General features: G+C 71.7%; 21 protein-coding genes. 8 read left to right on the forward strand and 13 right to left on the reverse strand.

Annotation, left to right across the window (positions count from 1 at the left end):
* Positions 1–7 precede the first annotated feature (7 nt).
* The 5 genes from ABZT02_RS31500 to ABZT02_RS31520 all read right to left on the reverse strand — a co-directional run bounded on the left by ABZT02_RS31500 (position 8) and on the right by ABZT02_RS31520 (position 7216).
* Positions 8–2809, reverse strand: a complete 2802-nt coding sequence (locus tag ABZT02_RS31500; RefSeq protein WP_356023488.1) for a LamG-like jellyroll fold domain-containing protein — start codon at positions 2807–2809, stop codon at positions 8–10.
* 140 nt (positions 2810–2949) lie between these two features.
* Positions 2950–3786 (reverse strand): carbohydrate ABC transporter permease, encoded by an 837-nt coding sequence (locus ABZT02_RS31505; RefSeq protein ID WP_356023490.1) that lies wholly within the window; start codon positions 3784–3786, stop codon positions 2950–2952.
* Positions 3783–4754, reverse strand: a complete 972-nt coding sequence (locus ABZT02_RS31510; RefSeq protein ID WP_356023492.1) for a sugar ABC transporter permease — start codon at positions 4752–4754, stop codon at positions 3783–3785. Before ABZT02_RS31510 ends, ABZT02_RS31505 begins: the two co-directional genes overlap by 4 nt.
* 19 nt (positions 4755–4773) lie before the next feature.
* A complete protein-coding gene (locus tag ABZT02_RS31515; RefSeq protein WP_356023494.1) occupies positions 4774–6075 on the reverse strand; it encodes an extracellular solute-binding protein in 1302 nt (433 codons plus the stop codon).
* A 202-nt stretch (positions 6076–6277) separates the two neighbouring features.
* The gene (locus ABZT02_RS31520) at positions 6278–7216 is read right to left on the reverse strand and encodes a glycosyl hydrolase (RefSeq protein ID WP_356023496.1); all 939 of its coding nucleotides are present in this window, start codon (positions 7214–7216) and stop codon (positions 6278–6280) included.
* Positions 7217–7573: 357 nt separating this feature from the next.
* On the opposite strand from ABZT02_RS31520, the gene ABZT02_RS31525 reads away from it, so the two are divergent.
* From ABZT02_RS31525 to ABZT02_RS31535, 3 genes are read left to right on the forward strand one after another with little or no spacing between them, the layout of a single operon-like run.
* Positions 7574–8617 (forward strand): glycoside hydrolase family 43 protein, encoded by a 1044-nt coding sequence (locus ABZT02_RS31525; protein WP_356023498.1) that lies wholly within the window; start codon positions 7574–7576, stop codon positions 8615–8617.
* 9 nt (positions 8618–8626) lie between these two features.
* Positions 8627–9679: a LacI family DNA-binding transcriptional regulator gene (locus ABZT02_RS31530; RefSeq protein WP_356023500.1), complete on the forward strand. Its 1053-nt coding sequence runs from the start codon at positions 8627–8629 to the stop codon at positions 9677–9679.
* Between the two features lie 2 nt (positions 9680–9681).
* Positions 9682–10710, forward strand: coding sequence for a LacI family DNA-binding transcriptional regulator (locus ABZT02_RS31535; RefSeq protein WP_356023743.1), 1029 nt, complete (start codon positions 9682–9684; stop codon positions 10708–10710).
* Positions 10711–10788: 78 nt separating this feature from the next.
* Here the strand turns inward: ABZT02_RS31535 and ABZT02_RS31540 are convergent, their stop codons facing one another.
* From ABZT02_RS31540 to ABZT02_RS31555, 4 genes are all read right to left on the reverse strand, one after another.
* Positions 10789–11340 carry a hypothetical protein gene (locus tag ABZT02_RS31540; protein ID WP_356023502.1) on the reverse strand — a complete coding sequence of 184 codons (552 nt, stop codon included), beginning with the start codon at positions 11338–11340 and terminating at the stop codon, positions 10789–10791.
* A gap of 125 nt (positions 11341–11465) precedes the next feature.
* The gene (locus ABZT02_RS31545; protein WP_356023504.1) at positions 11466–12482 is read right to left on the reverse strand and encodes an NAD(P)/FAD-dependent oxidoreductase; all 1017 of its coding nucleotides are present in this window, start codon (positions 12480–12482) and stop codon (positions 11466–11468) included.
* Complete coding sequence (locus ABZT02_RS31550) at positions 12479–13027, reverse strand: isoprenylcysteine carboxyl methyltransferase family protein (RefSeq protein ID WP_356023506.1); 549 nt, start codon at positions 13025–13027, stop codon at positions 12479–12481. Before ABZT02_RS31550 ends, ABZT02_RS31545 begins: the two co-directional genes overlap by 4 nt.
* A 45-nt stretch (positions 13028–13072) precedes the next feature.
* The gene (locus tag ABZT02_RS31555) at positions 13073–14131 is read right to left on the reverse strand and encodes a 3-oxoacyl-[acyl-carrier-protein] synthase III C-terminal domain-containing protein (RefSeq protein WP_356023508.1); all 1059 of its coding nucleotides are present in this window, start codon (positions 14129–14131) and stop codon (positions 13073–13075) included.
* 148 nt (positions 14132–14279) lie between these two features.
* On the opposite strand from ABZT02_RS31555, the gene ABZT02_RS31560 reads away from it, so the two are divergent.
* The 3 genes from ABZT02_RS31560 to ABZT02_RS31570 all read left to right on the forward strand — a co-directional run bounded on the left by ABZT02_RS31560 (position 14280) and on the right by ABZT02_RS31570 (position 18056).
* Positions 14280–15146, forward strand: a complete 867-nt coding sequence (locus tag ABZT02_RS31560; protein ID WP_356023510.1) for a UbiA family prenyltransferase — start codon at positions 14280–14282, stop codon at positions 15144–15146.
* 56 nt (positions 15147–15202) lie between these two features.
* The gene (locus ABZT02_RS31565) at positions 15203–16540 is read left to right on the forward strand and encodes an APC family permease (RefSeq protein WP_356023512.1); all 1338 of its coding nucleotides are present in this window, start codon (positions 15203–15205) and stop codon (positions 16538–16540) included.
* Positions 16541–16832: 292 nt separating this feature from the next.
* The gene (locus ABZT02_RS31570; protein ID WP_356023745.1) at positions 16833–18056 is read left to right on the forward strand and encodes a PP2C family protein-serine/threonine phosphatase; all 1224 of its coding nucleotides are present in this window, start codon (positions 16833–16835) and stop codon (positions 18054–18056) included.
* An 8-nt stretch (positions 18057–18064) separates the two neighbouring features.
* Here the strand turns inward: ABZT02_RS31570 and ABZT02_RS31575 are convergent, their stop codons facing one another.
* Both ABZT02_RS31575 and ABZT02_RS31580 read right to left on the reverse strand, forming a co-directional pair.
* Positions 18065–18238, reverse strand: a complete 174-nt coding sequence (locus ABZT02_RS31575) for a hypothetical protein (protein ID WP_356023514.1) — start codon at positions 18236–18238, stop codon at positions 18065–18067.
* A gap of 28 nt (positions 18239–18266) precedes the next feature.
* A complete protein-coding gene (locus tag ABZT02_RS31580) occupies positions 18267–18623 on the reverse strand; it encodes a PRC-barrel domain-containing protein (protein ID WP_355737220.1) in 357 nt (118 codons plus the stop codon).
* 153 nt (positions 18624–18776) lie between these two features.
* Here ABZT02_RS31580 and ABZT02_RS31585 point away from each other — a divergent pair, with 153 nt between their 5' ends.
* Positions 18777–19325: a SigE family RNA polymerase sigma factor gene (locus ABZT02_RS31585; protein WP_356023516.1), complete on the forward strand. Its 549-nt coding sequence runs from the start codon at positions 18777–18779 to the stop codon at positions 19323–19325.
* Positions 19322–20008 (forward strand): hypothetical protein, encoded by a 687-nt coding sequence (locus ABZT02_RS31590; RefSeq protein ID WP_356023518.1) that lies wholly within the window; start codon positions 19322–19324, stop codon positions 20006–20008. Before ABZT02_RS31585 ends, ABZT02_RS31590 begins: the two co-directional genes overlap by 4 nt.
* 37 nt (positions 20009–20045) lie before the next feature.
* Here the strand turns inward: ABZT02_RS31590 and ABZT02_RS31595 are convergent, their stop codons facing one another.
* Positions 20046–21482 carry a polysaccharide deacetylase family protein gene (locus ABZT02_RS31595; protein ID WP_356023520.1) on the reverse strand — a complete coding sequence of 479 codons (1437 nt, stop codon included), beginning with the start codon at positions 21480–21482 and terminating at the stop codon, positions 20046–20048.
* 96 nt (positions 21483–21578) lie between these two features.
* A complete protein-coding gene (locus ABZT02_RS31600; protein WP_356023522.1) occupies positions 21579–25352 on the reverse strand; it encodes a helix-turn-helix domain-containing protein in 3774 nt (1257 codons plus the stop codon).
* Between the last annotated feature and the right edge of the window lie 102 nt (positions 25353–25454).

A 25454-nucleotide genomic window follows, 5' to 3' on the forward strand; every position in this document is an offset into this window, starting at 1 on the left:
CGCTGGGTCAGCCGGCGGCGAGCGTCTGGATCTCAGCGGTGCTGAGAACCCGGTTGTAGAAGTGGACGTCGTCGATCTGGCCGTTGGTGAAGTCCACCGGTCCCTGGTTGTAGGTGCCGGCGCCGATCAGGGTGGCGCCGATCGCCTTCCAGGGGGAGGTGAACGACGTGCTGCCCTGGAGGGTGCCGTTGACGTACAGGGAGATCGTCTGGGCGCTGCTGTCGTACGCGCCGAGGACGTGGTACCAGGTGCCCGTCGTCGCCGCGGAGCCGGCCGTCACCGTGGTGGCCGCGGACGCGTTGGCGTCGGAGGCCCGGGTGACGAAGGTGAACTTGCCTCCTGACAGTTGCAGGTAGAAGGGGCTGACCTTGCCGCCGACGAGGCTGGCGAAGGTCTGGTTGTTGCCGCTGACGGAGTTCAGCTTCACCCAGGCACCGACCGTGTAGCTCTGGCTCGTGTCGATCACCGAGGACGGGACGACCGCCATGGTCACGGCGGTGCCGTCGAGGCTGAGCGAGTCGTTGCCGATCTTGCCGCTGCCCGCCCAGCCGGCGTTGCCCTCGGTGTAGCCGTCGTCGGTGTTGCCGAGCAGGTTGGTGACGGTGTGGCCGCTGCCCTCGTCGAGCTGGTAGTAGCCGGCGGCGCCGGTCCCGAGGGCGTACGCCTCGCGGGCGGTGATCGCCCGGGGGATCATGCGTACGTCGTCGACGGCTCCGTTGGCGAAGTCGGCGTTCGCGCCGTTCCACTTGGCCCGGCCGATCGTGGTGTGGCCGGTGGCCTTCCACGGTGAGGAGAACGCCGTGGTGCCCTGGAGCTGACCGTTCACGTACAGCGCGATGGTGTGCGCGCTGTTGTCGTACACGCCGGTCAGGTGGTACCAGGTGCCGGTGGCAGGGCTGCCGCCGGTGACCTGCTTGTAGGTGGCGCTGGTCGAGTCGGAGCTGCGGACGGTGAAGGCGAAGGTGCCGTTCGACAGCTGGAGGTAGAAGGGGCTGATGTTCGCGCCGTCGATGCTCGCGTAGGTCTGGTTGCCGGTGAGGCTGTTCGGCTTCACCCAGGCGGAGACCGTGTAGCTTCCGCTGGTGTCGAGGGCGGTGGTGGGGACGTCCAGCCAGGAGTTGCTCGCGCCGGTCAGGCTGAGCGCGCCCGTGCCGACCTTGCCGGTCGTCCAGGAGGCCCCTGCTTGCAGGGAGCCGTTGTTGGCGCCGCCGGTCAGGTCGGCGGTGGCGGTGCCGGAACCCTCCTCCAGCGGCCAGTACGCGCCCGCGTGGGCCGTGGGTCCGGAGACGGCCGGGCCGTTGTAGGCGCCGATGTTGGGCGCGGCGGTGGCGGAGACGGTGTTGCCGAAGTAGTCCTGGCCGCCGTTGGACGAGACGACCGCGCCCGCGCCGAGGGCGGGGGAGCCGCTGCGCAGTTTGTATACGGCGGCGGAGGCCCGGCCCGTTCCACCGGCGCCCGGGTTCACGAACAGCGGGTCCGCGGTGATCTTCGCCGAGTCGGCCGGTTCACTGGCGGGATGGTTGCCGTAGAACAGGTTGTGGGTCCACGTCGTCCTGTTGGTGGCGTAGCCGCCGGTGCCCAGCTTGTAGACGATGTTGTTCGAGAAGGCGACCGTGCTGTTCGGGGTGCCGCCGGTCACGCCGCCGTTGTCGCCCTCGCCCATGTAGATGGTGTTGTTGTACACCTGGGCGGTGGTGTTGCTGTCGACGCCGCCCATCCCCGGGAAGACGGCGTTGGAGGCACCGTCGTTCTGGCTGATGTTGTAGCGGATCACCGAGGACTTGGCGCCGAAGCCGCTGCGGCAGCACCACTCCGTGAAGCCGAACGGGTTGTCGTGGCTCCAGTTGTACTGGATGACGGTGCCGGAGTTGTTGTTGTCGATGTCGAAGGCCTGGCCGTCGACGAAGTTGCGGTACTGGCGGGAGACCTCGTTGTTCTGGAACACCGCGTTGGTGGTCCACCCGTTCCACAGGCCGGCGCCGGAGTAGCGGTAGCCGTTGTCGGTGGCGACGTTGTTCTGGATGACCGGTGAGGCGCAGAACACGCAGACGATGTCGTTGCCGCCCATGTCGGTGAGCGTGTTGCCGTCGATGACGACGTTGGTGGTGTTGATGTTGTGGTTCAGGCCCACGAGCGAGCCGATGTAGATGCCGCCGGCGTCGTCGCGCGTCAGCGTGTTGTTGCTGATCTGGACGTCGTCCCAGCCGCTGGTGGTGTTGTTGTCGGTGACGTCGAAGGCGATGCCGGAGGACTGGCTCGGCTGCACGGGGTTCTGGACGTTCGCCCAGTAGCCCTTCACGTCATGGATGTTGTTGTTCAGGATGTGGATCCCGGCGAGGATCCCGGTGGTGTCGTTCTCCAGCTGGATGCCGCTGCGCACCGCCGCGCTGGAGGCCGGGTTGGTGATCTCCAGGTTCTGGACGGTCCAGTACTGCTGGTCCTTCAGGTAGATGGTGGCCGCGGCACCCCCTCCGTTGAGGATGGGAGCGGCACCGGATCCGTAGCTGGAGATCGTGATCTGGTTGCCGGAGGCGCCGGATCCCTGGGGCTGGAGTTCGCCGGTCCAGGAACCGCCGGCCTGGAACAGGATCTGGTTGCCGGCCGCGAACGTCGTCGCATTGACGTTCGTGAGCGTCTTCCACGGGGTGCTGGTGCTGCATCCGTCGTTGCTGTCGCTGCCGGACGACGACGAGATGTAGTACGTGGTGCAGCTCGCCGCGTGGGCAACCGTGCTGGGGACGAGCACGAGTCCCAGCGTGGCTGCCGCGCTGCCCAGGGCCGCCATGAGGCGGCGTGGCCATCTTCGCATTGCGTTCCTCTTCGAACGGAGCGGATGAGTGAGGTGGAGCAGACCGGTGCGCACGCCGTGCCGGACGATGCGGGAAGGAGGGCGCGCCGAACGCACCGGTCGATCGGAGGGACGGCGGTCAGCTGGTCAAGGGCGGGGTTTCAGCCCTTGACGGCGCCGCTGAGCAGGCCGGACATGATGTGCCGCTGGACCGCGACGAAGAAGACCACCATGGGGACCAGGGCCATGACACTGAGGGTCAGGAACGCCGGCCAGTCGACCTGGAACTGCCCGACCGAGGTGTAGACCTCCAGCACGATCGTGCTCTTGGCCGGGTCGCTGAGGTACACGTTGGGGGTGAAGAAGTCGTTCCAGATCCACATCGTCTGGAACACCGCGACGGTGGCCAGGATGGGCCGGATCAGCGGCAGCACGATCCGCCAGAAGACCTGCCAGGGTCCGCAGCCGTCCAGCCGGGCGGCCTCGATGACCTCGAACGGCAGGGTGGCCATGTAGCCCTGGATGACGAACCAGCAGAAGATCGATCCGGCGCTGTAGACCAGGACCAGGCCGTTCAGGCTGTTGACCAGGCCCAGTTTGACGAAGATCTGGTAGACGGGGATGACCGTGGACTGGGTGGGCACGACGAACGCGAGCAGCAGGAGCTGGCCGAAGCGCTTGTTGAACCTGGTGGGGCGGATCGTCAGGGCGTAGGCCGCCATGGCGCCGATCAGCACCATGAGGGCGACCGAGACCACCGTGACGTAGAGGGTGTTCGCGAAGGCCGCCGCGACGGGGACCTGGTCGAGGACCCGGTGGTAGGTGGAGAAGTCCGGTGAGGTCGGCAGTGCGAGTGGTGAACCGGTGGTCTGCGCCTGCGTCTTGAGGGTGTTGACGAGGACGTAGTAGAAGGGCAGCGCCATCACCGCCGAGACGGGCAGCATGTAGGCGCTGGTGAGCCAGCCCCGGGTACGCAGCCGGGAGAGGATCGCCGTCACCGGAACCTCCTTTCCAGCCTGCGGGTCACCGAGAGCTGGAGCGACAGCACGGCGGCGACCGCGATCAGGAAGATCACGCCCAGGGCGGCGCCGAGCCCGTAGTCGCCCTCGGCGATACCGCGTTGTACGAGGACCTGGGTGATGGTGTAGGTGTCGTAACCGGGGCCGCCGCCGGTGAGGGTGAACGGCAGGTCGTACACCCTGAGGCCGTTGATGAGCAGCAGGAACTGGCTGACCGTCATGGCCGGCGCGAGCAGCGGCAGGGTGATGCGGAAGAACTGCTGGCGCGCTGTCGCCCCGTCGATGGTGGCGGCCTCGTAGTAGTCCCGGGGGACCGACTGCAGGTAGGCGAGGTAGAGCACGGCGTGCCAGCCGGTCTGCGCCCAGACCCCGACCACGATCACCGAGACCTTGGCCAGGGTGTTGTCCGACAGCCACGGCACCGGGCCGACTCCGAAGAGGCTGCCCAGCACGGAGTTGATCACCCCGGAGGACAGCGGCGACAGGACGAACGTCCACACCAGGCCGAGGATCGCCATGCTGGGCACGGCGGGGAAGAAGAACGCCGCGCGGACCAGACTCCGGCCGGGGAAGCGGCGGTTGAGGATCACCGCGAGCGGGATGGCCAGGACGGTCACGATCAGCGTGGTCGCCACCGCGTACAGCAGGGTGAAGCCCAGGCCGGTCAGCACCGAGGGGTCGGTGAAGATCTGCCGGTAGTTCCGCAGCCCGACCAGGTGCCGGGTCGGGGAGGAGCCGCTGTAGTCGGTGAAGCTGTAGTACACCGACTCGGCGAGCGGCACCAGGAACAGCACCACCAGCACGAGGGCGATCGGTGCCAGGAACGCCTGTGTGGTCAGCTGCTCGCGCAGTCGACGGCAGCGGTCGGGGCGGGTTCCGCCGGACGCCCCGTCGGGCGTGGTGCCGGCGCGGGCCCGGGTCGGGAGGTCGGGGGTCTGTATGGCCATGAGGGCTGTCGCTTCCCGCCTACTTCGCGTCGAGCTGCTTGAGCTTCTTGTCCAGTGCGGCGGGGATGTCCTTGGGCTTGACCGATCCCTGGACCATCTGCTGCATCTGGGTGTTGAACTCCTGGATGAGCTCGTTGGAGTGGCGCGGCCAGGCGACGACGGGGAGGTAGATCTTGCCGGAGCGGGCGCCGAGGGCCTGGTTGGTGATGCTCTCGGCGAAGCTCGGCTTGTAGGTGCTGGTGGTGGTGATCGCCCCGCTGGACTTGCCGTACGCCTTCACGGCGTCGGGGCTTGCCAGGAACTCGAGGAACTTCAGCGCGGCCTCGGGGTTCTTGGCCTTGGCGTTGATGGCGTAACCCGGGCTGGCGGCACCGGTCCAGTAGTTGGTGCCCTTGTCGATGCCGGGGATGGCCTCGGTCTGGAAGGACAGGTGGGGGGCGCTCTTCTGGACCGTGGGCACGTTCCAGGTGCCGGCGCCGAACATGGCCACCCGTCCGTTGGCGAACTCGCTGACCACCTGGTCGCTGGTCAGGCCCACCACCGACTTGGGCGTCAGCTTCTCGGTGTACAGCCTGCAGTAGGCGACCAGCGGTTCCGTCCAGGTGTCGGCGAACGTGGCCTTACCGGCGAAGATGTCGGCGTCCGGGAAGCCGCCGTGACCGTCGAAGTACCCGCCGAGCAGGCCCCACAGCGCCATGAAGTTGCCGTCGTGGGCGGAGTCGTAATACGGGGCGATCCCCTGGTCCTTGAGCTTGCCGCACAGCTTCAGGAACCCGTCCCAGCTGTCCGGCAGCGCGTCCGCGCCGACCTTGGCGAGCAGGTCCTTGTTGTACATGATCCCGCCGGCCCAGGAGGAGATCGACAGTCCGTACACCTTGCCGTCGACCGTCATGAAGTCCTTGTTGGCGGAGTTCATGGGGGCCAGGAACTTCTGACCGGTCAGGTCCTTCACGAAGCCGCCGCCGACGAGTTGCTTGTCCTCGGCCGTGAGGATGAAGACATCGGCGCCGGTGTGGGCCTGGAGGCGGGTCTGCAGGGTGGAGACGTACTGCGGCACCGGCGGGGCGTAGGAGAAGGAGACGGAGGCGCCGGTCTGCTTGGTGAACAGGTCCAGCACCGGCTTCATGACGGTCTGCGTGTCCCAGGAGAAGAAGGACACGGAGCCCTTGCCACCGCCACCGCTCGCCGCGGTGCTGGTGGAGCAGGCGGAGGCACCCAGCGCGGTGCCGCCCAGGACGGCGGCCATGAGGCTGCCCTGCACGAAACGTCGTCTGCTGAGTTGGGGGGTGCCGGTGTCAGTGGCGGTGTGGTTGATGGACATGGTGGTTCCTCTCGGGGGAGCGCGGGGCGGGGCGGGGCGGGGCGGGTCTGGGGTGTAGAGGGGGGCAAGGGCGGGTGAGGTAACGGGCGGTGCGGGGTCCTGGGCCGGAGACGGAGGCGTCAGGGCCGGGAGCGGGGGCGGCCGGAGCCGGGAGGGGAGAGCCAGGGCCGGGAAGCGGAGGTGTCAGTCCGGAGGCGGGGTGTCACGGCCGGGGGAGGCCGTTGAAGGGAACCGTGTCGCGGTCGAGCAGCAGCCGGTCGCCCGCGCTGGTGAGCCGGGCCAGCTGCACCACGGAGCGGCGCTGCGCCGGTCCGCCGCTGTCCGGAGCCTCCGGATCCCGGTCGGGGTGGGTGAAGTAGAAGATCCAGGCCGCGTCGGATCCCGCGACGACATCGGCGTGGTGTCCGACGCCCCGGTCGTCCGCGCGGGTGCCGGAGATGTCCAGGATGCGGCCCGCGGGGGTCCAGTCGTCGAGATCGGCGGAGCGGAACACGTCCTGGCCGTCCCAGCAGTCCACGACCATCCAGTACCGGCCGTCCAGCGCGAAGACGTTGGGCCCTTCGTGCGGCCGGTGCTCCAGGACCGGGCCCCGTACCCGCCAGTCGTACAGGTCGGCCGAGTCGGCGGCCCAGGTGTGCGCACCGTGGGCCTCGTCCTTGTACCACATGCGCCAGCCCGATCCGTCGGGCAACGGGTGGACGCAGGCGTCGATGACCTGGGACGAGCTGAGCTGCACCGGCCCGGCGTGGACCCAGTGCCACAGGTCACCGCTGGTGTAGTGCAGGATCCGCCGGTCGTGTCCCTCCCAGCGGTCCGGCACACCGCGGATGTAGCTGACGTACATGTGGAACACCCCGTCGGGCGCCCGCACGATCTCCGGGGCCCAGAAGGTGTTGGTGCCGGGCTCGAACGGGAGGCTGTCCAGCACGCCGCGGTAGAGCCAGTCGCGGCCGTCCGTGCTGGTCGCGACGCCGATCGCGGTGCCGTGCACCCAGGCGACGCCGGGCGCGGCCACGTCCGAGCGGCGCTGTGTGTAGAACATCCACCACTGCCGGCCGTCGTACTGCACGACGGGATCGGTCGGGCCCGAGTGGACGGGGTCCTCGTACAGGGGTGCCGGGGCGGGAGCGGGGGAGGCCATGACGACCTTCTTCTGCCGGCGGCAGCCGGCTTCGTCGGGAGGATAGGCCGAACGAACCGGATGAACCGGGTGTTACGGCTGGGTGAAGCGGGATCAGGATGTCCGCCAGGTACATCGTCGTCAACCCTCTTCCGTCGGTCTTTTTCCAGACCGACATCAAACGGCGTCCCCGAAGATCCACGTCAGGCTCATCGCCTTTGCAGGTCACAGCCGTTCACTTCGTCGCATCCTCCAGTCCTGGCTCGTGCTTCCGTGAGACCTGTCCTGCTCCGTCGGACTTCCCGCCCTTTGACAACGATGAATTCGCGATGCGAAGCTCACCTCACGCATCCCCTGCAGACGAGGAGACAGGTCCCCGTGCCTCAGAGCGCCCACCGCGATCACCAAGCCACAGGTACGGCACAGCCGCATCCCGGGGCGGGGCCCGAACGGCCCGCCGGCTACCTCTTCGCCTACTTCGCCGGCGAGCAGCGCCCCGACGGCGAGCGGATCCGCTTCGCGCTCTGCGACACGCCCCGCATGGACCGCTGGACGGAACTCACCGGTGTTCCGACGCTCGCCCCGGCGGGCGGAGGCGCCCGGGATCCGTTCCTGGTGCGGGCCGCGGACGGCGGTGGGTTCCATCTGCTCGCCACCGACCTGCGCATCCACGGCGGCGAGGGCTGGGAACAGGCGATCGCGCACGGCAGCCGCGATCTGCTGGTGTGGAGCTCGGCCGACCTGCGCACGTGGGAGGGGCCGCGCCGGGTCGAGGTCATGCCGGAGCGGGCCGGGTGCGTCTGGGCGCCCGAGGCCGTCTATGACCCGGGCCGCGAGGAGTACCTGGTCTTCTGGGCCTCCACCGTCTACCCGGACGACGACCCGGGGCACGAGAGCCCTTCGTATCAGCGTATGTACTGCGCGACCACCAAGGACTTCCGCACCTTCGGCGTTTCCCGGGTGTGGGTGGACAACGGGTACTCCGTCATCGACTCCACCGTCGTGGAGCACGACGGATGGTTCTACCGGTTCACCAAGGACGAGCGCCTGCCCGGCACGCCGGACGCTCCTGACGCCAAGTTCGTCTTCGTCGAGCGCTCCCGGGACCTGACCGCCACGGAGTACGAGCCCGTGGCCCAGGGGGTGGGCCGGGGCACCGAGGAACTGCCCGGGTTGGCGTACGCCGAGGGGCCGATCGTGCTTCCCGCGCCCGGCGGGCGGGGTTGGCTGCTCCTGCTGGACGAGTTCCTCGGCCGCGGCTATGTGCCCTTCCGGGCCGACCGCCTGGACAGTTCTGTGTGGCTGCCGGTGGACGACCCGGAATTCTGCGCACTGCCTCCGGGGCTCCGCCATGGGTCGGTGCTGCCGCTCACCGAGGCCGAGTGCGCGGAGCTGCGCAGTTCCGCCGCGGCCGGAGCCTAAGGTTCGGTCATGTCCACGATGCATGACGTGGCCCAGCGGGCCGGGGTGTCACTGAAGACGGTCTCCCGTGTGGTCAACGGCGAGCCCAACGTCAGTGAGCAGACCCGGCGGAAGGTCGACGCCGCGATAGCCGAGCTGGACTTCCGGCCCAACTCGGTCGCCCGCAACCTGCGCACCGGCCGGATCGACCTCGTCGGCCTCGCCCTGCCGCATCTGTCCCAGCCGTACTTCTCCTCGCTCGCCGAGGAGATCATGCGGGAGGCCGAACGCCACGGGCTCACAGTGCTGATCGAGCTCACCGAGGGAGACGCCGAGGCCGAACTCGCACTGGTCCGGGAGCATGGTCCGCACCTGGGCGGGCTGCTGATGTACCCGGTGGGACTGTCGGACGCACAGGCCCTGACCGTGGCGCGGACCGTGCCGACGGTGTTCATCTCCGAACGTGCCTACGACGCGCCCGTCGACCGGGTCGCCATGGCCAACCGGGAGGGCGTCCGCGCCCTCGTCGGGCACATGGTGTCGCTGGGATACACCCGGATCGCGGCTCTGGGTGCCGACCACACCGGCCGGCCGGAGCGGGCCGCCGCTCACCTGCGCCTGGAGGGCTACCGGGACGGGCTGCGCGACGCGGGCCTGCCCTACCTCCCCGACCTGGTCCTCGAAGTGGGAACCCCCCACTGGAACCGCCAGGAGGGAGCCACGGGCATGCGCCGGCTGATCGAAGAAGGCGTCGCGTTCGACGCCGTGGTCGCCTTTGCGGACGTCCTGGCGCTGGGTGCCCTGCACACCCTGCAGGAAGCGGGGGTGAGGGTCCCGGCCGAGGTGGCCGTCGCCGGATTCGACGACACGGACGACGCCCGGTACGCCCACCCGGCGCTCACCTCCATCGCCCCCGGCAGGGCCCAGATCGCCCGGGAAGCCCTGGCCCTGCTGAACGACCGTATGAACGACCGCGCGAACGGTACGGTCGAGCGGGATTCCGGACGACTGTTCGTCGCCGACCACCAACTGACCGTCCGTGAATCGACTCTGGGAGGGATGGCCGCATGGGGCGGAGCGTGACCATGCGTACCGTGGCCGAGAAGGCGGGCGTCTCGACGAAGACGGTCTCCAACGTCATCAACGGCACCGGCTCCTTCAGCCCGGAGACGGAACACCGCGTCCGTGCGGCCGTCGAGGAACTCGGCTACCGGATAAACCCCTTCGCCCGCGGCCTGCGCTCGCAGCGCACCGGCACCATCGCGCTGGTCCTCCCGAACGTCTACCAGCCGTTCAACGCGGAGCTGGCCGAACAGGTCATCCGGGCTCCGGAGACCCAGGGACTGAAAGTGGTCGTCGAGACCACGCGCGGAGACGCCGAGCGGGAACGAGCCGTCCTGTCCGCATCACACAAGGAACTCGTGGACGGGGTCATCTACGTGCCGCAGGCCCTCACTGCCGAGGAGTACCTGCCCCTGCCGCTCACCCAGCCCACCGTCGTCCTCGGCGAGCGCCCCGACCGGGCGGCCGGGACGCATCTGGACTACGTCGAGATCGCCGACGAGCAGGGCACACACGCGGCCGTCGGTCACCTGCTCGCCCAGGGCCGACGCCGTATCGCCGCCCTGTGCGAACAGGAGGAGCCACGCGCGGGCGGCCGACGTCTGCACGGCTACCGCAGAGCACTCGAGGACGCCGGGGTCGCCTATGACGACTCGCTGGTGATCGGTGTGGACAACGCCGATCTGTGGTCCTCCGGCGCCGGTGCGGTGGCCCGTCTGCTGCGCACCCGCGTCCGCTTCGACGCCCTCTTCTGCTACAACGACGTGGTGGCCATCGGCGCGCTGTCGGTCCTGGCCCGAAGCGGCGTCTCCGTCCCGGACGACGTGGCCCTGGTCGGCTTCGACGACATCGAGGCGGCCCGCTTCGCCTCACCGCCCCTGACCACCGTCGACCCCCAGCGCGAGTCGATCGCCCGCAGAGCGGTGTCGCTCCTGCGCTCCCGCATGGACACGGAGGACTTCCGGGATCTCCCCGGCCGCTGCGAGAGCGCCGGGTTCGTCCTGCGCGTACGCCGGTCGTCGACGTCCTCGGACTTCTCCGGGGCCGACTGAGCGGCCGGTGCGTCACGGCCCGCGCAGTCACCGTCCACCGGTCACCGCCGAGAACGTCACGGTCGGTTTCGCGGCGGGTCAGTAGCCGTAGCCGCCTCCCGAGCCGCTTGCGGAGGGGCTGGGCGCGGTGCTGATGATCGAGGTGCCGCCGGGGCTGACCACGTACCAGGCGCCTCCGAAGGCCGTGCTGCCCTGGCCCGTGGTGTCGCCGGGCTTGGTGTCCTGGGAGAAGCGGTAGAGGGGGTGGCCGTGGTAGGTGACCTGGGTGGTGTGGTCGTTACGGGCAGTTGTGCCGACCATGGTGGTGTTCAGGCCGTGGGCGCTGGGGTGTCCGGTCGTGGTGTCGGGTGGCCATGCCTGGGCGCAGGTGCCGTAGCAGTGCGAGGTGGTGCCGCTGTCGGCCCTGAACAGGTACAGGGTCCGGCCGGATCCGTCGACGAGGATCCGGCCGAGCGGGGAGCTGTGGGCCTCCAGCGTGCCGGATCCGCCGGTGGCGGGTGCCGAGCTGCCGGGCGGAGGCGATGAGCCGGTGGACGCGGACGACGAGCCGGTGGTGCCGGAGCTTCCGCATCCGGCGGCGAAGGCGGCGACGGCGGTCGCCGCCGCGGCGATGGTGGCGGCGCGGTTCATGACAGTTCTTCTTTCCGCTGGAACCTCCTGCCGCGACGTGTGCGGTAGGGCTGGTCCTCGGGCCCGCCGCAGGGCGGGTCTGTAGTTCGATACGTCCGGTACTTCCTTTTCGTTCACTTGTGGGCTTACTGAAGCGCGTGGACGGCGGCTGAGAACAGCGGGGGCAGCCGGGAGGCCGCGGGGACGATGAGGCGGGCGGTGCCCGGTCGGTGGCCGGCGGCCAGCAGGGCCCCGGTCAACAGGCGGTGGCGGCGGGTCAGTCGGGCCCAGGCGCGCTCGTAGGCGTCCGGTCGTCCGGAGGCCAGGCAGCGGACGGCGGCCCCGGCCGTCGCCAGCGCGAGGGCGACACCCTCGCCGGTGAGGGCGTCCAGGTAGCCCGCGGCGTCGCCGACGAGCAGGACACGGCCGGCGACTCTGCGCCGCACCCGCTGTCGCAGGGGGCCTGCGCCGCGTACGTCGGTCGTCGCCGGGCCGTGCAGCGACGCGGCGAGGGCCGGGAAGGCGGCCAGGTGATCGTCGTACCCGCGACGGCTCCGGCTGAGGATCGCGACGCCCACCAGGTCGTCGCCGACCGGTGTCACGTAGGCCTCGCCGTGCCGGGACCAGTGGACCTCCACGAAGTCCGTCCACGGTTCGACGCGGTAGTGCCGGCGCAGTCCGTAGCGGCCGTGGGGGCGGCCCGGCAGGTTCAGCCCCAAGCCGCGGCGCACGGGGGAGTGCAGGCCGTCGGCGGCGATCAGCCAACGGGCCGTCATTCCGGCGGCGGTGACCGAGTCCGCCTTCTGGCGCACCTCGCCCACCTTGCCCGCCAGCACGCGCACGCCGAGGCCGAGCGCCCGCTCGTGCAGGGCGGAGTGCAGGGTCGTACGGCGGACTCCGAGCCCGCCGCGGCCGCGGAAGGAGGCTTCGGCGTGGGTGGTGCCGTCCAGGTAGCGGATGCCGCGCAGTGCGCGGCCGGTGACCTCCTCGACGCCCAGGGCCCGCAGCGCGGTGACGCCGCTGGGCATGAGGCCCTCCCCGCAGGCCTTGTCCACGGGCGTGGCGCGGGGTTCGACGACGACGGCCTCCAGGCCGGCGAGGGCGGCGTGGATGGCGGTGGCCAGGCCTGCCGGTCCGCCGCCGGCCACCAGGACGTCGATCACGCCGGAGCCGACGTCGTCGGTGTGGTCGGGGCGGTCGCCGCGGCGAGCGCCCGGTTCTCGCAGCGGATGCGGACGGTGAGCAGGGCGGCGTTGAGCACCGTGAACGCCGTCGCGGTGATCCAGGCGGTGTGGACCAGTGGCAGGGCCAGGCCCTCGGCGACCACGGCCACGTAGTTCGGATGCCGCAGCCACCGCCACCGGTAGGGGCCGCCCGTCACCAGCGGCAGGCCGGGGACGACGATCACCCGGGTGTTCCAACGGGGCCCCAGGGTGTGGATGCACCACCACCGCAGCGCCTGGGCGGCCACCAGCACGGCCAGCATCGGCCAGGCCAGGGCGGGTACGAAGGGCCGATCCGCCAGCCACACCTCGACCGGGCAGGCGGCCAGCAGGCCGGTGTGAAGGGCGACCATCGCCGGGTAGTGGCCCTGCCCGCTCACGGTCGCGCCGCGGGCGCTGCTCCACCGCTCGTTGCGGCGGGCGACGACGAGTTCGGCGACGCGCTCGCCTGCGACGGCGGCCACCAGCAGTCCGTACCAGATCATGTGTCGTGGGTCCTTCGGGTCCTTCGGGTCGTTCGGCGGTCCGAACTACCAGCGCAGCAGGACGAGTTCGCAGGCGAAGCCGGGCCCTATGGCCAGCAGCACACCTGGTGTGCCGGGCGGCGGGCGGCGCTCGGCCAGGGTGTCGCGCAGGACGTGGAGCACCGACGACGAGGACAGGTTGCCCACGTCGGCGAGGTGCCGCCAGGTCACGTCGAGCGTCCCCTCGGGCAGGTCGAGGGCCTCGGTGACGGCCTCCAGGACCTTGGGGCCGCCGGGGTGGCACACCCAGGCGGTCACGTCCTTCGGCTTCAGCCCGTGGTCGCCGAGGAACCCCTCGACGTCATCCGCGAGGTACTGGCGCACCACGTCGGGGACCCGCGGGTCGAGGACGACCCGGAAGCCCGAGTCCCCGATGTCCCAGCCCATGACGCGATCGGTGTCCGGATACAGATGGCTGCGGGTGTCCACGATCGTCGGGCCGGAGGTCTCACCCGGGCGGCCCGCGCCGCACGCGACGACCGCGGCGGCACCGTCCCCGAACAGCCCGGTGGCGACCAGGTTGGCCATGGAGGCGTCGTCGCGCTGGAAGGTGAGCGAGCACAGTTCGACCGACAGCAGCACCGCCACGTGGTCGGGCCGGCCCAGCAGGTAGTCGTGCAGACGGGAGAGACCGGCGGCCCCACCGGCACAGCCCAGGCCGAACAGGGGCATCCGTCTGACGTCCGGCCGCAGCCCGAGGCGGCCCACCAGCCCCGCGTCGATCGAGGGCGTGGCGATGCCGGTGACGGAGGTGAAGACCAGCAGGTCCACGTCGGCCCCGGACAGACCGGCGGTGTGCAGGGCGCCCCGGACGGCCTTGGCGCCCAGGTCGGTGGCGGCGGCGATGAAGACGTCGTTGGAGGCACCGAACCCGTCCAGTTCCCCGTACCGGTCGAGCGGCAGCGTCATGTGGCGCGAGTTGACCATCGCCCTGTGGTGCAGCCGGTCCAGGACCCGCCGGTCCGTACCCTCCGGCAGGCAGGTGCGGGCCACCATGTCCGTGATCTCGTGCTGGGTGTGGCGGTGCGGTGCGAGGGCGCCGTGAACGGCGGCGATCCGCGTCATGTGGTTCCCGTCCGGTGACCGACTGGGTGGGCTGCTCGCACATCTTTCCCCGGACCGGGGACTTCACCACCTTGTATCGCCCGTCCGGCCGTTGCCTCCGGGGCGTGGGTACCGGCCGGGTGAGGCCCGGACGCCTACGATCGGCCGGGTGGGCACTCCCGAGCAGTCGACGGCCGGCGTCCCGGCCTCGAGGTGGGCAGACCGGGCGAGGGGTCTGGCCGGGGCGTGCCATCCGGGGCCGGTCGTGGCGGTCACCGCGCTGATCGCCGGGCTGGCCGTGACCGCCGGCCAGGGCGCCGGGCGCTGTGTCCTGACCGCGGCCGCCGTGCTGACCGGGCAGTTGTCCGTCGGCTGGTGCAACGACGCGTTCGACGCCGGCCGGGACACCGCGGCCGGCCGCCGGGGCAAACCCGTCGTCGACGGCACGGTCGGTGCGACGGAGGTGTGGGTGGCCGCGTACGCCGCGCTCGCGCTGTGCGTACCGCTGTCGTTCGCGTGCGGCCTGTGGGCGGGCGCCGTGCACCTGGCCGGGGTGGCGGCGGCGTGGGCGTACGACCTGCGGCTCAAGGCGACGGCGTGGTCCTGGGCGCCGTACGCGGTGGGCTTCGCCACGCTCCCCGCGTTCGTGGCGCTGGGGCTGCCGGGGCACCCCTGGCCGGCCTGGTGGGTCGTCACCGCCGGGGCGCTGCTGGGGGTCGGCGCCCATCTGGGTGACGTGCTGCCGGACATCCGAGGGGACCTGGCGACGGGTGTACGGGGCTGGCCGCACCGGCTGGGCCCGGACGGCGTGCGGCTGCTGCTGCCGGTGCCGCTGGTGGCCGCGTCCGCGGTTCTGGTGCTGGGTCCTGCCGGGCCACCCGACAGCTGGGGAGTGGCGGCGCTCGCGGTGGCCGTCCTGGTCGCGGTGGCCGGGGCCGTGCTGGGACGCCGCTGGGAGCGGTCGGCGTTCGCGGCAGCGGTCTCCGTGGCGGTGGTGGACGTGACGTTGCTGCTGCACGGCACCGGGATCGCCTGACCGCGCCCGCCGGACCCACCGGGTCTACGGCCGGGCCGCAGGGGTAGTCGGGAGCGGTGACCAACCCCTTCGCACCCGCGCCCCACCGCACGACCCGGGACGACACCCCCGCACTCAAGAAGGCGCTGACGACGCCTCTGCTCTACTTCTTCATCCTCGGCGACGTGCTGGGCGCCGGGGTCTACGTCCTCATCGGCCAGGTCGCCGCGGAATCGGGCGGCGCCGTGTGGGTGCCCCTGCTCCTCGCCCTGCTGCTGTCGCTCCTGACGGCCGCCTCGTACGCCGAACTCGCCACGAAGTACCCGAGGGCCGGCGGCGCGTCCCACTACGCGACCCTCGCCTACGGGCCGTTCACCGGGTTCCTCGTCGGGTTCTGCATGCTGGCCGCGGGCATCGTGTCCGTGGCCGCGCTGGCGCGGGGGTTCGCCGGCGACTATCTGTCCACCTTCGTCAGCCTGCCCGTCGTCCTGGTGGCGGCCGTCTTCCTGTGCGCCCTGGCCCTCCTCAACGCCCGGGGCATCAGCGAGTCCACCCGCGCCAACGTGGCCGCGACGGTCATCGAGGTGAGCGGTCTCCTCCTCGTCGTCGGCCTCGGGATCTGGCTGTTCCTGCGCGGTGACGGCGACCCCGGCAGACTCGTCAGCCTCGGCACCTCCGACACCGGGGCCGCCGCCGGGGCCCTGGGCGGAACGGTCATCGCGTACTACTCCTTCGTCGGCTTCGAGACCTCCGTCAACGTCGCCGAGGAGACCCGGGATCCGAATCGCTCGTATCCCCGCGCTCTCTTCGGCGCCCTGATCACGGCGGGGGCCGTCTACGTCCTGGTCGGAATCGTCGCCTCGGCCGCCGTCCCCACCGGCACACTGGCGCGCTCCAGCGGCCCGCTGCTCGAAGTGGTGAAGGAGGCGGGCGGGGTTCCGCCGAAGCTGTTCAGCGCCGTCGCGCTCGTCGCCGTCGCCAACGGCGCGCTGCTCACCGGCATCATGAGTTCCCGTCTGGCCTACGGAATGGCGCGCGACGGTCTCCTGCCCCGCTTCCTGACCGGCGTGCTGCCCGGGCGCCGTACCCCGTGGGCGTCGATCGCGGCCACGACGGTCCTGTCCTTCCTGCTGGCCCTCACCTCGGACGTGGCCACCCTCGCCTCGACCCTGGTGCTGCTGCTCCTCGTGGTGTTCCTCATCGTCAACACCGCCGTCCTCGTGCAGCGCCGCGACCGCCCGGACCGGCCCCATTTCCGGGCGTACACCGCCGTCCCCGTGCTGGGTGCGGCGTCCTGCGTGCTGCTCGCCACGCAGGTCGAGGCCGAGGTGTGGGCGCGTGGGCTGATCGTCGTCGCGGTCGGCGTGGCCCTGGGCGCCGTCGCCGCCGTACACCGCCGCCGGGCGTCGTCGTGAGCGCGGCCGGGCCGCGCCCGGGTTCCCAGCCCCAGGTGAGGGAGGCTCACGGCCAGGCCCTGAAGCCGGGGTGGCAGGCGGTGGATCCGGGGTGGCAGACTTCCTCCGGGCGGTATCGGTGCGTGCCTGGCCGCGCCGTCCCGACCGGCCCCGTCGGCGTCCTGCCCCTTGGGCGGGACGACTGTGGGCGAGCAGAAAACAGGAGACGCATCAGGTGAGTCCAAATCCGGCGGACGCTCACGGTGCGGCCGACGCCCAGCTCTCCCGGGTCACCGACGACCACGTCCGGATCATGGAGTTCGCCGAGGTGCTGGCCGCGGCGGAAGCCGCCGCGCCGGTGGAATCGCTGGACGTCGTCGCCCACATGCTGAGGAAGAGCCTCGACGCGACGCGCGTCTCCTTTCTCATCACGGACTTCACCGGTACGTCAGTGGTGCGCCTCGGCGCCGCGGGGGACGTCAGGACCGACGAACCGGTCAGACGCACAGGCCTGCGCGGCACCCTGTACGACGAGGTGATCCGGACCCAGCAGCCGGTCACGGAGGCCGAGGGCGACGGGAGCACGGTCCGGGTCATCGCTCCGGTCACCAACCGGGGAGACGCCATCGGTCTCCTGGAATGCTTCCTGCCCTCGGCACCGGACGAAGCCGCGATGCGGGAGATCGGCGAGACCGCGCACGCACTGGCCTACATCGTCATCGCGAACCGGTCGTACACCGATGTGTACCAGTGGGGCCGCCGCACCAAGCCGCTGAATCTGGCCGCGGAGATCCAGCACCGGCTGCTGCCCTCGTCCCTCGCCTGCGAGGCCGCGCAGTTCACGGTCGCCGGATCACTGGAGCCCGCCGACCATGTCGGCGGCGACACGTTCGACTACGTCGTCGACCGCGACACCATGCAGCTGTCCGTCACCGACGCCATGGGCCACGACGTCGACGCCGCACTCCTGGCCACCCTCGCCATCGGGGCGCTGCGCGGAGCCCGACGGGCGGGCGCCGATCTCGACGAACAGGCCCGGCAGGCCCACCAGACCCTGCGCGACCACGGCAAGAACGGATACGTCACCGGCCAGCTCCTGCGCATCAGCCTGCTCGACGGCGGCACGGAGTTCATCAACGCGGGTCATCCCTGGCCGCTGAGGTTGCGCGACGGGAGGGTGGAGCGGCTCCAGGTCGAGGTCGACATGCCGTTCGGGTTTCCGTTCTCGCGCGGCTACCGGGTCCAGCGGCTGGATCTGCGGCCCGGCGACCGGCTGGTCATGCTCACCGACGGCATGCTGGAGCGCCGGGCCCGGGACGTGGACCTGGAGGGCCTCATCGTGCGCACCAGCCACCTGCATCCGCGGGAGGCCGCCCGCACGGTGATCGCGAAGGTCATCGCGGCGAACGACGGTCACCTGCGCGACGATGCCACCATCATGTGCCTGGACTGGCACGGCGTCAGTGCCTCCCGGCGGTACGCCGACACCGGAGCGCAGCTCGCCGACGCGTCGCCCTCACGGACACCGGAGTCCTGACCAGCCGCTCAGCGCACCGGGCGCCGGTGCCGGCCCGAGCGGCCGAGGCGCATGCCCAGGTACACCAGGGCCACGAGGAACACCGCGATGCCGATGACCAGCAGGTAGAACAGCCCCTTGACGGCGACGCCGACGATGCCGAGCACGATCGCCGCGAGGACGAGGAGCAGGAAGAGCGTCATGACGTGAACACCTCCTCGACAGGGCCGGTCAGCGGCGGGCGAGCTGCCGCTCGCCGTTCGCGCCGGGCTGGTAGGGCAGGCCGTAGTGCGCGAAGACCGCGGCCTCGTCCTCGGCGGGCAGCACATCGTCGGTGCCGATCGCCGGGCCCTTCTTCACCAACGACCGGTCGTAGCCGACCTTGACGTAGCCCGGCCCCACGACCGCGTCGTGCAACGGGACGAACACCAGCTGACGGCGGGTGGGCAGCCCGACCTGGACCGTGCCCATGGCGGGCTCGTCGGTCCTGGTGTCCACGTAGACGGCCTCCAACGTGCCGATCTTGTGGCCGTCCGCGTCGACGACGTCGTGAGTGCGCCACTCACGGATATCAGCACTCTGGATCATCCTCGGGTCCCTTCGCGCCTCGGTGCGCCCGGAGAAGGCACTTCTCCGCGTTCCCGTATCGGCCCTGGTGACACCCCTCGGAAAAGTCCGGCCGGCCGGGCAGTCGAACCCCCCTCCGCACCCGTCTCTACAGGGGACGAGGGAGGGCACACATTGAACGCCGACGAGGAACGCCAGTTCCGCGAGTTCGTGGCGGCGCGGTCGAGATCGCTGCTGCATACGGCCTACCTGCTGACCGGGGACTGGGAGCAGGGCCGGGACCTGCTCCAGACCGCGCTCGCCGCCACCGCTCGGCGCTGGTCGAAGCTGCGCGACCGGGAGCAGCCGGAGATCTATGTGCGCCGGGCGCTCTACCACGCCCAGGTGGACCGCTTCCGGCTGCTCAGCTGGGGGCGGGAGACGGTCACGGACACGCTGCCGGACCGGCCGTCCGCGCAGGCCGCCGACTGGGCCGACACAGTGGTCCAGCGGCAGGACATCATGGCGGCGCTGCGGCGGCTGCCCAAGCGCCAGCGCGCGGTGATCGTGCTGCGCTACTTCGAGGACCGGCCGGACAGCGAGATCGCCGCGATCCTGGGCGTCGCCCAGGGGATGGTCCGCAGCCAGACCCACAAGGCCCTCGCCGCTCTCCGCACCACCCTGGCCGGGGCGGGGCCGTCGGCCGCCTCCTCCACTGCCTCCGGAAGGGGCGCCGTCGCATGAACGACTCGACCGAACACCCGCTGCACGACGCCCTGCACGCCCATGTACAAGAGAGCGGCGGTGACGCCGGTGCCCAGCTGGCCGGTCTGGCCGACGGAGCGCTGCGGATCGCCCGGCGGCGGCAGCGGCTGGTCCGGGCCGGGGTCGGCGTCGTCGCCGCCGTCGCGGTCGCCACCACCTGGGCGGCCGTCGCGGACGGGGCGACCCCGCGCGCGCACGTGGTGCAGCCGGGGGAGGGCACGGAGAAGGCGGCCCTGCTCTCCCTCCTGCCGGTCACGTCGTCCAACGAGAAGGCGTGCGCCCCTGGCAGCGGCGGCTACACCGTGCCCGCGAGCGCGACCCACCCGGCGTTCTGCGTCCGGGTCGACCGGGCCGCGGGCATGACCGGCGTCCGGGTCGCCTCCGCCAAGGCGGAGAAGAGCGATGTCGTCGGCACCTGGCAGGTCGACGTGCGCCTCGACTCCACCGACCGGGACCGTTTCGCCGCCCTCACCGGCACCCTCGCATCGGCCCCGGCCCCGCGCAACGAGTTCGCCATCGTCATAGACGGCAAGCTCTGGGGCAACCCCTACGTCAGGACCTCGCTCACCGGCGGCCGTCTCGAGATCGCCGGGCCCTACCTCGGCGACCTCAACAGCGCCACCGCCCACGACCTCGCCCAGCGGCTGGATCCCGGCAGGTGACCCGAGCGGAGCCGGACCTCGTGCCGGCGGCCGAGGGTCACATCGTCGAGCGCAGGTGGCTGACGGTGACGAAGTGGTATTCGCGGGCGGAGAGGGCGCGCAGGATCTCGGGCACGGCGGCCACCGACGTGGGGTGGATGTCGTGCATCAGGACGACGTCGTTGCGCTTCACCTTCGAGACGACGGATTGGGCCACCTTCGCGGCGTCCGGGTACTTCCAGTCCTCGGTGTCCAGGGTCCACAGCACCGGGGAGAGGCGGGTGGCCCGGCGGACGGTGCTGTTGAGCGCGCCGTAGGGCGGGCGGAACAGGGTGGGGGCGGTGCCGGTGGCGGCCTTGATCGCGGCGCTGGTGCGGCTCAGCTGGTACGCGACCTGCTCGGAGTTGAGCCTGGTGAGGTCGGGGTGACTGTAGGAGTGGTTGCCCACCTCGTGGCCCGCGCGGACCTCGGCGCGCACCAGGGCGGGGTGGGCGACGACGTTCTGGCCGACCGTGAAGAAGGTGGCCCGTGCCTGGTACTGCGCGAGATACGTCAGCAGGGTCGCGGTGTAGGCGGTGGACGGGCCGTCGTCGAAGGTCAGGGCGACACACGTGACCTTCGCGCAGTCGGTGTCGTCGTCACCGGAGGCCGTGTGCGTGGGCACCGCGGGCGTGGGCGTGGCGGCCGCCCCGAGGTCGAGCGAGCCGGACGGGCTGACGCTCTGCCGCTGGGCGCGTGCACCGAAGTCGGACAGCCAGGGCGTGACGGTCTTCTTGGGGACGGTCACGCTGTAGGAGCCGGCGGGGACGGCGCCGACCGTGCCCGGATCGAAGGTCACCCGCAGCCCGCCGTCCGCGGTGAAGGCCATGTCGTCGAGTTCTCCGGCGAGGAGCGACGGGTCGGCGAACGCCTGGTCCAGGGTCTGCGCGTCCGTGCCCTCCCGTCCCTGGAGCCGGCTCTTCAGGGCGGCGACGAAGGCGGACCGGGAACCGCTGCCGACGAGGTCCAGCGCGGTGCGGTACGCGCCCGCCCGGCCGTCGTACCAGTAGGTGCGCCGGGACAGTCCGCTGCCCACCCCGCCGCCGCCCAGGGTGGTCAGGCGGACGCCGAGGACGTCTCCGGAGGCGACCAGGAACCCGTGACTGATGTTGAGCTCGGCGCCGGAGGCGTCGGCGGCGTCGGCGCAGGACTCGCGGAAGAGGGCCAGGCGCGCCTCCACGTCCTTCTTCATCGCCTCCGTCGCCGCGGTCGCGCCGGGCACGTCCGGGTAGCTGGTCGCCCATGCGCACGAGGTGTCCTCGCTGTTGTCGCTGACGATCTGAAGCCCTTTGATCTTCGAGGGGTCGACGGAGCGCACCGGGGAGGCGGTGGCCGACGATCCGGGCGCCGCGGTGGCCGTGCCGCCCGCCGTCCCGGAGGACCCGGACGAGCAGGCAGTCGCCATGGACAGCGAGCCGAGCAGCAGGAGGGAGGGGATGAGGAGGTGAGTGCGCATGGGATCAGTACCTGAGGGTCGAGGGGCTTGAACAAACCCGACCTTCCAGGTCAGGGGCGTTTTTCAGCGACCCTCCGCGTCACCCTGAAAAAAGGTTCAGTCCGTTGTGGGGCACACCTGCCGGTACGGCGCGTCGGGCACGTACGTTCGCCACCGCGCCCTGGTGAGCCCGCCACCGAACCGGCCGCACAGCACCCGGGCCACGTCGTCGGGCGCGACGGGGTGGCGCTGGAGCGGTACGTCCGGGCCGCCGGTGTAGAGGGCGGCGCCGTCGGGACCGAACGCGAGAGTGCCGATCTCGTCCCGGGTGGGCAGGTCGGTGCCGAGCTGCTGCTGCCCGGCGGTGTCCCACAGGCGCAGGGTGCCGTTCTGGCCGCCCACGGCGAGGGTGGCGCCGTCGGGTGAGAAGGCGAGCGCGTTCACGGCCTCGGCGTCGCCCTGATCGGTGGTGTCGGAGGTGCCGGTCAGGATGCCCAGGCGGGTCCGCAGGTCGCCGTCCCACACGGTCACGTGCCCGGAGATGTCACCCACGGCGAGCCGGGAGCCGTCGGCGCTGAAGGCCAGGGCGGTCACCTGCCGGCCGTCGGCCAGGGCGCGCCCGGTCACCCGGCCGGCCGGCAGCGCGGCGTACTGGTCGGCGGAGCCGGCGAGCAGCCGGCCGTCGGGCCGCAGGGTGAGCAGGCCCGGCGAGACGCCCTTCAGCGTGGCCGTGCGATGACGGGTGCCGGTGTCCCACAGCTCGGCCGTGCCGACACCGTCCCTGTCCCGCCCGGCCAGCAGTGTCCGGCCGCCCGGACCGAGGGCGAGCGCGAAGACCGTGCGGTCCGCCGCGCCGGAGGTCTCGAAGGACGTACGGATCCGACGGGCGTGGACGTCCCAGACGCTGAAGCGCTGCCGCAGCGAGCCGTGCGCGGACACCGTGTCGGCGACGGCGAGGGACCCGCCGTCCGCGCTGAAGGCCAGGCGCGGGACCCTGTCGCCGTCGTCGCCCGGCAGCGGACCGAGCGTGGCGTGGGCGAGGACCGCCCCGTCATCGGTGGCGCGCAGGTCGAGGCGAAAGCCCTTCCCGGACCCGGACCCGGAGGCGGAGGTGACGGTGGCCAGGACCGTGCCGTCCGGGCTGAGGGCGGTCGCGTCCGCCGGAGTGCTCCGCCAGGGCAGGTTCAGGCGGTCGCTCAGGTTGTCTGTGTGGACGGTGGCGCCGTCGAGGTAGCGCAGGGTCCTGCCGGCGCGGTCCGGGTCCCAGGACAGCTCCCGCACCTCGGCGCCGGCCGTCGGTGTGTGGAACACCAGCCCGCCGCCGTTCACCGTCTGCCATACGGCGACCTCCCGGCCGTCGGCCGTGGCCAGGAACTTCCCGTCCGGGGACAGGACCGCGTCGCTGAAGCCGGTGTAGTCGCCGCTGGTGAAGTCGGCGACGGTCCGCCCCCCAAAGACGTCCCAGACCGTGGCCGTCGTTCCGTGTACGGCGGCCAGGCGGCGGCCGTCCGCGCTGAACCGGAGCAGCCGGGAGCCGTCGTCCGCTCCCGAGCCGGTGCCGCACACCGTGCCGTCCGCCTTCGTCCAGTCGCCCGGCAGCTTCCTGCCGCGCACGGTGTCCCACACCTGCGGTGCGCCCCCGGCCGGGCACATGGCGAGGATGCGGCCGCCCGGGCCGAGCGCGGAGGTGGTCACGGTGTGCGTCTCGTCCCGGGCGAAGAGCACCTTGCCGTCGCCGGTCCGGCGCACCCGCACGGGGCCCGGCCCGTCCGACGGTCCGGTGACGTAGGCGCTCCCGTCGGCCGCCGCCGTCCAGTAGGCCGTGTCGCCCAGGTCGGCGGCGGACTCTCCGGCGGCCAGGTTCCACAGCGTCTCGGACTCCTGGCCGAGGAGGACGAGGAAGCGGGCGTCGGGGCCCGGCGCGGAGGCCTCCGCGCCGCTGGGAAGACGGTGAGCGGCGGTGACGCGGTGGTCGGCCACGTTCCGCACGGTCACCTTCCCACCCGCGACGGTGACCAGGCTGCGGCCCTGATCGGTGAGAAAGCGGCGGGCGTCGTCGCCGGTCAGCGGGTCGGTGTAGGTGTCGCGCTCCGGCCGGGCCAGGGACTTCAGCAGGGCCGAACGGGACTCGGTCAGCGGGGCGAGGCGCCAGGCCGCGACGGAGAGCAGGGCGGCCGTACGGGGGTCCGTTGTGCGCAGGCTGTCGGACACCGTGGCCAGACGGCGGGCGGCCGCCTTGGCCGCCTCCTCCTCGCCGACCCGGTCGCGCTGCCAGGCCAGCAGGCCCGCGGCCAGCGCGAGGACGAGGAACGCGGCGAGCCCCACGGTGAGCGCGCGGGTACGCCGGGCGGTCCGCGCCTCGGCCGCCCGCTCGGCGGTCCGAGCGGCGCGGGAGGCGGTGAGAAAGGACCGTTCCAGAAGGGTGAGGTCGTCCTGGGTCTGGGTCTGGGGTTCGGACGGGTACGGCGGACCGGACAGCGGCTCGCCGCCGAACAGTTCCTCGGCATGGGCCAGTCGTGTCCCCCGGTACAGGGCGCCCGCGTCCCGGTCCAGATCCTCCCACGCGCGGGCCGACTCGCCGAGGTGCCGCTGTGCGCGCAGCCGGTCCCGGCCCTCCTCGATCCAGCCGGCCAGCCGGGGCCAGCCGGTGATCAGCACCTCGTGCGCCAGCTCGACGGTGTCACCGTCCAGGGTGATCAGGCGGGCGGCCGCGAGGCGTTCCAGGACCTCCCCGGCGCCGGGCTCCAGCTCCGCGCGGGACGCCGGACGGCGGGTGTCGGCGGCGCCGTCGCCGGGGGCGATCAGGCGCAGCAGGACGCGGCGGGCGGTGCGGGCCTGCTCCGGCGCGAGACCGCCGTAGAGCTGCTCGGCACTCGCGGCGATCGCCTCGCGCACACCGCCTGTCTCCTCGTATCCGGCCAGGGTGAGGGTCCGGCCGCGGCGCCGCCGCCAGGTCTCCAGGAGGGCGTGCGAGAGCATCGGCAGGGCGCCGGGCCGGTCGGCGACCTCGTCGATGACACGGGCGGTCAGCACCCGCTCCACGTTCAGGCCCGCGGCGGTCGCGGGACCGGTGATCGCCTCCCGCAACTCGTCCCGGCTCATCGGCCCGACCAGCAGGTTCGCGCGGCTGACCGCCTCGGCGAGGTGCGGGTGGCTGCCGCAGTGGCCGTAGAAGTCGCCGCGTACGGCGATGGCTACGCGCAGCCGGCTCGACCGGTCTCGGGCGCGCAGCAGCAGGTCGAGGAAGCGGTCGCGCTCCTCGCGGTCGTGGCAGAGGGTGAACAGCTCCTCGAACTGGTCGACGAGCACCCAGGTGTCCAGCTCGCCGTCCCGCGCGGTGAGCGCGCTCTCGTGCGTGCGCGCGGGCCGTTCGCCCGGCGTGAGAACCCGTACCACCGCCGGGCGGTCGGCGCCCCGCTCCTGGCGCAGCGCCGGGATCAGCCCCGCCCGCAACAGGGACGACTTGCCACTGCCGGAGGCGCCGAACACGGCCGCGAACCGGTGCGCGCGCACCAGCCCCAGCAACTCGCCGACCTGCTTGTCCCGGCCGAAGAACAGATCACTGTCCCCGGGTTCGAAGCGGGCGAGACCGCGGTACGGCGCCCGCTCCTCGGCGGACGGCGCCCGGACCTCCGCGTCCACCTCGCGCCAGCGCCGCTCCCACTCCTCGGGGTCGGCGCCGAGCGCCTGCGCGTACGCCCGCAGCAGGGCGAGCGAGGGCAGCTGGTCGCCTGCCGCGGCCTGGGACAGCGCGGTCGTCGAGTAGCCCGCCCGCTCGGCCATTTCCCGGTACGGCGGCTTCCCGGCCTTCTCGCGCAGCAGCCGCAGGTCGTACGCCAGCCGCTGGACCGGTCCGGCCTCGGGGTCCACCGGCTTCTCACGTCGTCCCACCGGATGTACCTCTCGACCGCACTGCCACCGAACGGCCGCCAACCTACGTTTCTCCTCCGATCCGAGGCAATTCCTGCCCATTTGCCGGACACGGCACCGGCG

This window comes from Streptomyces sp. NPDC005402 (assembly GCF_040606575.1).
GTDB lineage: Bacteria > Actinomycetota > Actinomycetes > Streptomycetales > Streptomycetaceae > Streptomyces.